Below are 8627 nucleotides of genomic sequence, written 5' to 3' on the forward strand. Positions count from 1 at the left end.
ACTAAAGAAGCTGTTGAATTATTAATGAACGATCCAGAAACTGAAGCTATCATCATGATTGGTGAAATCGGTGGTCAATTAGAAGCTGATGCTGCAAGATGGGTAAAAGCTGACGGTAACCGCAAACCAGTTATTGGATTTATCGCTGGAGAAACTGCTCCTGCAGGTAGAACAATGGGTCACGCAGGTGCAATCGTTGGAGGTTCTGATGATACAGCTGCTGCTAAAAAACAAATTATGAGAGACAACGGAATTCACGTTGTTGATTCACCAGCAGAAATTGGTAAAAAAGTAAAAGAAGTACTTGGATAATTTTCAAGTTTCAAAATTATAAATTCCAAAAAAGTCTCAATATCCTGTTGAGACTTTTTTACATTTTAAAGGCTGAGGCGTAAATGAAAAAAACTTAGCATCTTAGAACCTCAGTATCTTAGAAGCTTAAAGAAGAAATATGTACAAAGAATTAGAAAAATTTAAAGCAACAAACAGTTTTACTTTTACTGTAAATGATAGTTTAGAAGAAGCTTGTAATGCTCCAGAAGGAAGTGCGGGAATATTTGTGGTGTACGCTGTTGAAGGTGATGAAAAAGAATTGATCATGGTTGGTTCTACAGGAACTGTTCAAAATGACGGAACTTTAAAAAGTAAAAATGGTGGGCTTTACGATAAAATCGTAAATGGACATCAATTTGCTAAAACAGGAAGAAAATATTCTTGGCCAGCACAAATGAAATTAGAGAACATCGAAGCATTAGAAGTAGTTTGGTACGAAACATTTGCTGGCGATGTAAAAGCAATTCCTACTGCTGTTGAAGGGCAAGTTTTGCAAAACTTCTTAGATGAAAATGGCAAATTACCAAGATGGAATGTAGCTTTTTAAGTTCCTTTCAATCTGAATATTATCAAAAAACCTTACTGATTTAATTGGTAAGGTTTTTTTTGTGAGATGTAGGTTTTAATTTTTAAAGATATAAATGGCAAAAAAAAACTATAATAAATAGTCACTTAGCGTTTAAGTGTACAAGATTTTGATGTTTCTAATTTTTAATCTGGAAATTCCATTCAGTAATTCAAAACAGAAGTTGAAAATTCATTTGTAAAATATTAAGATTTAAGGTCTATTTTTTTTATCCTTAGAAAGCTTTATTTTAAATAGGGCTTTTTTTTATGTCTTTTTTCTGGTGCTGCAAATCAATGATGAACAAAAAACTGTAAGGCTCGATTTAGTTAATTAAAATTTAAATTATAGTAAATTTAAGTTTAATCAAAAAACAAGGCGCAATACTGATGAATTTAGAAAAAAGTTTATTTTTTTTGTAATTAATTGGGTTTTGATTATTTGCTTTTCTATATTTATCACACAAAAATAAAAAATAATGTTAAAATTTGATTCTTTTTGTATCTGCCAAAATTAATCGAAATGTAAAACACTTGTTTATTTTTTGTTAAATTAGATGTTTTATTAATTAGTTTTAGCTTAAAAAGAAATCAAATTTATTTCAGTTAATCTATGTAATAATCCTATTGTTTTAGTAATAACTTAGATAATCGGATCTTGCGCCCCAAAGCTTTTTTTATATGAGCCAAATTTTAAAAAACAAGGTTTTAGACGATTTTATTCTGTGGAATAATTTGAAGAATGGTAATGAGAAATCATTTTCGTTACTTTTTGAAAAATACTATAGAGACTTAATCAGTTACGGCAATTCGCTTTGTTCGTATGAAGAAAAAGTACAAGATTGTATTCAAGATGTTTTTGCTGATATTTGGCTTTATCGCGATTCTCTTCAAGATAACGTTATTGTTAAGGCATATTTGCTTTCTAGTGTTAGAAAGAGAATTGCTCGTTTGCACGAGAGAGATCATGTATTTAGAAAAACTACTACTACAGATGTTTTAGAATTTCTTTTTGATTTTTCTATAGAAAATCGTTTGGTAGAAGACGAAGTTACTGCTGAACGTGTTCTTCTTTTGAATAAATTATTGAATGATCTTCCAGGTCGTCAGAAAGAGGCTTTGTATCTGCGCTATCATCAAGGATTAAGCGTAGATCAAATAGCAGATTTATTAGATGTAAATTATCAATCTGCTAGTAATCTTCTACATCGCGGTTTACTGAGTCTTAGGAAAGAATGGACAGGTAGTATTCCGCTTCTAGTGCTTATATCTTCAGGGGTTTTTTAAAAATTTAAGAAAAAATCAAAAAAAAATCTTAAATCAGTGAGTATATAATAAAAAAACTGTCCTCTATGTTTTTGTAACCTTAATAATAAGATGCAAAAACGTAACAATTATATAGAAATTGAAGACTTCTTAGCTGATGAATCTTTTCAATTATGGATTTTATCTAAAGTTGATGAGCAAGGCTGGGAAGAATGGACTCTCGAGAATCTTCAAAGAGCCAAACTTGTTGAAGATGCAAGGCTTGTGCTATTGGCAATGCGGGTTCCAGAATCTAAATTATCTTCAAACGAAGTTCATGAAGCTTTACAGGAAACTTGGCGAAAAATTGAACATAGAGAAGAGCTTTCTCAACAATCTTCAAAAATTAAAAAACTTAAAATACGGAGATATTGGATTAGTGGTGTCGCTGCCGCTATTTTGATTGGTATTTTTTCTACATGGTTTTTTAGAAGTGAAATTACTGCAAATGATAATGTAGTTACTTACAACGAACTAGTTCAGGATAATAATGAAGGTTTGGTTGAACAAACCAATAATTCTGAAAAATCACAGATAATTACTTTATCTGATGGAAGTTCTGTTTTATTACAGCCCAATAGTAAATTAAGTTACCCTAAAATCTTTACCGGGAACGAAAGAAAGGTGTATTTATCCGGCGAAGGTTTCTTTGAAATTAGTAAAAATCCTAAAAAGCCTTTTTTTGTTTATGCTAATGAGATTGTCACTAGAGTTGTTGGAACAAGCTTTAGAATAAAGGCTTATCCAGATCAGCAAAATGTTGAAGTTCTTGTTCGCACCGGTAAAGTAAAGGTAAAATCTAATGATTTGGTTCGCACTACTGAAAACAAAGAAATTGTTTTGCTTCCTAATCAAGCATTGCGTTTTGCTCGTAAAGAATTAGTGTTTAATAAAATAACCAATATTACTGAAGATCCGATTTTAGTAAATAGTGTTAGAAATATCGAGCAGTTAAGTTTTGAGTTTACCGATATTCCTGTTGCACAAATTCTTGAAACTATAGAACAGGCTTATTTGGTAGATATTGATTTTCCTCACGAAAAATTAAAAGACTGCCGATTGACGACTTCTTTAAGTGATCAGCCATTGGCAGAAAAACTGAAAATAATTTGTAAAAGCATTGGCAACGATACAAATTATGAAATGAATGGAAATCAGATTGTAATTACGACTTCTGGCTGTAACTAGATTTCGAAATTCGATCAAAAAATAAAAATTTAAAAATCCAAAATGAAGCTATTAAAAAACTAAAAAAAACAACTTGTAAATGCCTATGTAAAAACCGAATGCATAAAAAAAGTGCCGAGAATGCTGTAACATTAACGACACTTAAATCTGAATAAATCACTCTCTGTAAAGGGTAATTTATGATGTTTCTTAAAATACACTCGAATAGTATTAATCAAAACAAACCAAAATTATGAAAAAACCTGTTGTCAAGCAACGATTACTTCACCAAATCATGAAAATAACGCTGTTTCAGTTTGTGTTAGCGCTTGTGTTTTCAAGCGTTACTCTCGCAAATAATGTAAATGGGCAGAAAAAATTAGATACTAAAGTAACTATTACAGTTGAGAACCTAACTTTAGACAATGCTTTATCAAAAATTGAAAAGTCTGCTCATGTAAAATTTTCTTATAACTCAAGACTTCCGCAACTAGGAGAGAAGGTTAGTATAGAAGCAAACCAAGAAACTCTGTCGAGTATACTTAGTAGGGTATTGGTTCCTTTTAATATTACTTTTTCAGAAGTAAGCAATCAGATTGTGCTGCAAAAGAATACTATTGATTCTTTTTCGTATGCCAGTAATCACGATTCTTTATTTGAGGTTCTAAATTTTGGGCCAATCATTAAAGGAAAAGTTACTGACCAAACCGGTAGTCCATTACCTGGCGCTACAATTATGGCAAAAGGTACAAAAACTGCTGTTTTAACAGATTTTGATGGAAACTTTACTATTGAAGTACCTGCTAATGTAGATCGTTTGGTTATTTCTTATGTGGGTATGGAGTCTAAAGAAATTGGAATCGAAAATACTTCTCCAACAATTGTATTAACTGAAGCTGGTCAAAACCTTAAAGAGGTGGTAGTTACGACTGGATATGAAAAAACTTCAAAAAGAACATTTACTGGAGCTATTAGTAAAATTTCTGGCGCAGAATTAAAAATTGATGGTGTAGTTGACGTAAGCCGAATGATCGAAGGAAAAGCGGCGGGGGTTACAGTGCAAAACGTTACAGGTACTTTTGGTACTGCTCCTAAGATAACCGTTCGTGGATCTTCTTCAATTTTTGGAGATACGAAACCATTATGGGTTATTGATGGTGTTGTTCAAGAAGATATTATTAATATGTCGTTTGCTGATTTAGCATCTGGAAATTCAGAGACATTATTAAGTTCATCTGTAGCTGGTTTAAGTGCAAACGATATTCAAAGTATTGAAATTCTTAAAGATGCATCGGCTACGTCAATTTATGGATCTAGATCATTAAACGGAGTTGTGGTTGTAACAACAAAACAAGGACGTAGAGATTCTCCACTAAAAATTACATACGGATTGGAGCAAACTGTAAGAACAGTTCCAAGTTATAGCCAATTTGATATTCTAAATTCTCAGGAATCTATGAGTATTTTTAAAGAAATGGAAGCTAAAGGATATTTAGATTTACCAAGTACTGTAAACGGAAGATACGGTGGAGCTTATAATATTTTAGGAAGAGCAATAAATACTTATAATCCAGAAACTGGAACGTACTTGGTTAATAATGACCCTGTAAGCCGTAATAATTTTTTGAAAAAATATGAGCAGGCAAATACAGACTGGTTCAGTGTTTTGTTTAGACCATCTATTACGCAAAATCACTCTTTAAGTTTTTCTGGAGGGGGTAAAAATAATACATTCTATGCTTCATTGGGGTATTATGCAGATCCGGGATGGACTATTGCAGATGATGTAAAACAGATTTCTAGTAATATTAAAGGGACTTTTTATATCAATGATAAATTAAATGTTACTTTATCTACACTGGCATCTATTAGAGATCAAGGTGCGCCAGGAACTTACGAAAGCGAGAAAGATGTTGTTTTTGGTAAAGTGACACGTGATTTTGATATCAACCCTTTTAATTATGTATTAAATACAAGCAGAACTTTACGTCCTTATGACGATAATGGAAACTTGGAATACTATAGAAATAACTGGGCTAAAATGAATATTATAAACGAATTAGCTAACAATTTCATGGAAATTGAAGTAAAAGATATTCGTTTTCAATTAGATTTAGATTATAAAATTAATCCACACTTAACTTATAATTTAACTGGTTCAGCGCGTTATGCAAACACAAGCCGTGAGCACAAAATTTTAGAAGGTTCAAACGTTGTTGGAGCATATAGAGCAGGAACAGCAATTGGCGAAGATGGAGTAAATACGTTAGTAAGAGATCAAAATATCTTTTTATATCAAGATCCAAATGACTTAACGGCGCCAAAAGAATCTGTATTGCCAAATGGAGGATTCTTGAGAAAGTTTACAAATGACATGACATCTTATAACTTAAGAAATAGTGTTACTTATAGAAATATATTTGCTGAGAAGCATGAGTTAGAAGGATTTTTTGGTACTGAAATGAGAGTTGTAGATAGAACTAGCGATCAATTTACAGCTGCAGGTTTACAATACGATAGAGGTTTGACTGCTTTTACAGATCCAAGAATTATCGAAAAAATAATTAACGCTGGTGATTCTTATTATGGTTTTAATGAAGAAAAAGAAAGAACAGTAGGTTTCTTTGGTAAAGTAGGTTACACTTATGATAGACGTTATACGGGTTCTGTTACAGGACGTTATGATGGGTCTAACAGACAAGGAAATAGCGATTCTTCTAGATGGTTGCCAACTTATACTTTTAGTGGAAAATGGAATGTTGCTGAAGAGAGCTTCATGAAAAATGTTCAATCAGTTAATACTTTAGCATTAAGAGCGTCATACGGTTTAACTGCTACTGCAGGACCTGCAACAAACTCTTTGGCTATTTACAAAAGTGCTATTACAGACCGTTTTGGGCTTGATGATAGAGAATCAGCCATTAGAATTGAAGAATTACAAAACGGAAATTTAACTTGGGAAAAGCAGTTTGAAACTAATATTGGACTTGATCTTGGAATGTTTAATAACAGAGTTCAGTTTACAACAGATGTTTACCGTCGTAAAGCTTTTGATCTTGTTGATTATGTAATTACATCAGGTATTGGAGGTCAAAGAATTAGACAAGGTAACAATGCCGATATGGAAACAAAAGGTTTGGAGGTTGCTTTTACTACTAAAAATATTGATACTAAAGATTTTAAATGGTCAACAAATCTTAATTTTTCTGTTTACCATCAAGAAATTACAAAACTGCAAAACACACCAACAGCTTTTGATTTAGTTGATTCAAATGGTGGAAATACAGTTGGACACCCAAGAAACTCGTTGTATTCATATCAATTTACAGGTTTGAATAATCAAGGTCTTCCAACTTTTATTTTACAAGATGGTGCAGAAAACAATATTACAGAGGCTAATTTTCAGGATAACTTAAATGTGACGAAATATTTGAAATACGAAGGGTCAATTGAGCCTAATAAATCATTTGGTTTTGCAAATACATTTACATACAAAAATCTGTCTCTTTATATATTCTTTGTAGGTTCAGGAGGAAATAAAGTTCGTTTAAATCCTGTATACGATAGTACTTATGATGACTTAACGGTATTTACAAAAGACTTTACTAACCGTTGGATTAATCCTGGAGATGAAAATTATACAAATGTTCCTGTTATTGCAGACAGACGTTTAAATGCTAATTATGGAGGAGATCGTACATTGGCAAGAGCTTACAATACTTATAACTATTCTGATGTTCGTATTGCTGATGGAGATTTTGTTAGATTAAAGAATATCTCATTAAGCTGGGAATTTCCTGCAGATTTCAAGAAGAAAATCGGGGTGAGCACTTTTACATTAAAAGGTTCAGCAGTAAATCCTTGGTTAGTTTATTCTGATAAACGATTAAATGGACAAGATCCTGAGTTCCGTAATACTGGAGGAGTTGCTTTCCCAGTGACAACTCAATATACATTTACTTTAAACCTTTCATTATAATAGTCAAGATCATGAAAAACTTAAAAATAGCATTATCCCTATTAATACTTATTTGTATTACTAGCTGTGATGATTTCTTATCGGAGAAACCAGATAATAGAACAGAAATAGATACACCAGAAAAAATAAAAGAATTATTGGTAGAAGCTTATCCTCAAATGAGTTATTTTGAGATTGCAGAAACAATGTCTGATAATGTTTTTGACACCGGATTACCTACAACATTAATCAGAAACGAGCAAAATTACAATTGGGAAATCAATACAGAAGCAACTGATATTGATACTCAAGCGTATTACTGGGATGCTTGCTATAAAGCAATTGCGCATGCAAACAAAGCACTAGAAGCAATTGAGCAATTAGGAAGCCCAGCAAGCTTAAATCCTCAGAGAGGTGAAGCCTTAATGGCGAGAGCGTATTCACACTTTATGTTGGTTTCATTATGGTCAAAACGTTACAATCCAGCAACAGCTGAGTCAGATTTAGGTATTCCGTACGTAACAAAACCAGAAACAGAATTAATTACTAAATACAAAAGAAATACGGTTGCTGAAGTTTTTGATTTTCTTGAAAAAGACATCGAAGAAGGTTTAAAATTAGTGACAAACGATTACAAAGAGCCAAGATTTCACTTTACTGTGGCGGCTTCAAAAGCTTTTGCTAGTAGATTTTATTTAGTAAAAGGAAATTGGGATAAAGTAATTTCATTATCGGATGATTTAGGCAATAAGCCAGCAGGATTGAGAGATTTCTCTACTTACGAACCTCTTGGAGTAGAAGATCAAATGTTGAGATATGGCGCGAGCGATGTAGAAACCAATTTATTAATTGTTTCGGCAAATACTATTGTTGGAAGATTATATTCTACAAATCGTTTCAATTTATCAGGCTTACGTCGTCCAGAGATTTTTGGAACAAGCACAAACCTTTTTGGAAAAGCGTATTATTATAACTTTTATTCTTCTAATGGAAGTATAACTTTATTTCTTCCAAAGTTTTATGAATACTTTAAATATTCTAACGTAACAGCTGGTATTGGAGATCCTTATGTAGCAGAAGTTTTATTAAGTAACGACGAGTTTTTCTTAAACAGAATGGAAGCTCACGTTATGAAAGGACAAATTGATTTGGCTAATGACGAATTAGAATACTTTTTAGCAACGAGAACTCCAACTTATAATCCAGCAACAGATAAATTAACTGAAGCAAGAGTAGTAGCAATGTTTCCTGTTGTTCCAGACGAATACACTCCATTCTACAGCATGACGCCAGTACAAAC

General features: G+C 32.3%; 5 protein-coding genes and 1 pseudogene. All 6 read left to right on the forward strand.

Going from position 1 to position 8627, the window contains the following annotated elements; translation table 11 throughout:
* Positions 1–312, forward strand: a pseudogene (locus B3J44_RS00375) (succinate--CoA ligase subunit alpha); the annotation flags it as partial.
* A 139-nt stretch (positions 313–451) separates the two neighbouring features.
* On the forward strand, positions 452–880 hold the full coding sequence (locus tag B3J44_RS00380) for a hypothetical protein (RefSeq protein ID WP_286964848.1): 429 nt from the start codon (positions 452–454) through the stop codon (positions 878–880).
* 698 nt (positions 881–1578) lie between these two features.
* A complete protein-coding gene (locus B3J44_RS00385; RefSeq protein ID WP_198855708.1) occupies positions 1579–2184 on the forward strand; it encodes an RNA polymerase sigma factor in 606 nt (201 codons plus the stop codon).
* Positions 2185–2274: 90 nt separating this feature from the next.
* The gene (locus B3J44_RS00390) at positions 2275–3390 is read left to right on the forward strand and encodes a FecR family protein (RefSeq protein ID WP_286964850.1); all 1116 of its coding nucleotides are present in this window, start codon (positions 2275–2277) and stop codon (positions 3388–3390) included.
* A 232-nt stretch (positions 3391–3622) separates the two neighbouring features.
* A complete protein-coding gene (locus B3J44_RS00395) occupies positions 3623–7348 on the forward strand; it encodes a SusC/RagA family TonB-linked outer membrane protein (protein WP_286964852.1) in 3726 nt (1241 codons plus the stop codon).
* Between the two features lie 11 nt (positions 7349–7359).
* A partial coding sequence (locus B3J44_RS00400) for a RagB/SusD family nutrient uptake outer membrane protein (RefSeq protein WP_286964853.1) occupies positions 7360–8627 on the forward strand: 1268 nt, incomplete at its 3' end.

Source organism: Flavobacterium sp. UBA4854 (assembly GCF_002399805.1).
GTDB lineage: Bacteria > Bacteroidota > Bacteroidia > Flavobacteriales > Flavobacteriaceae > Flavobacterium > Flavobacterium ginsengisoli.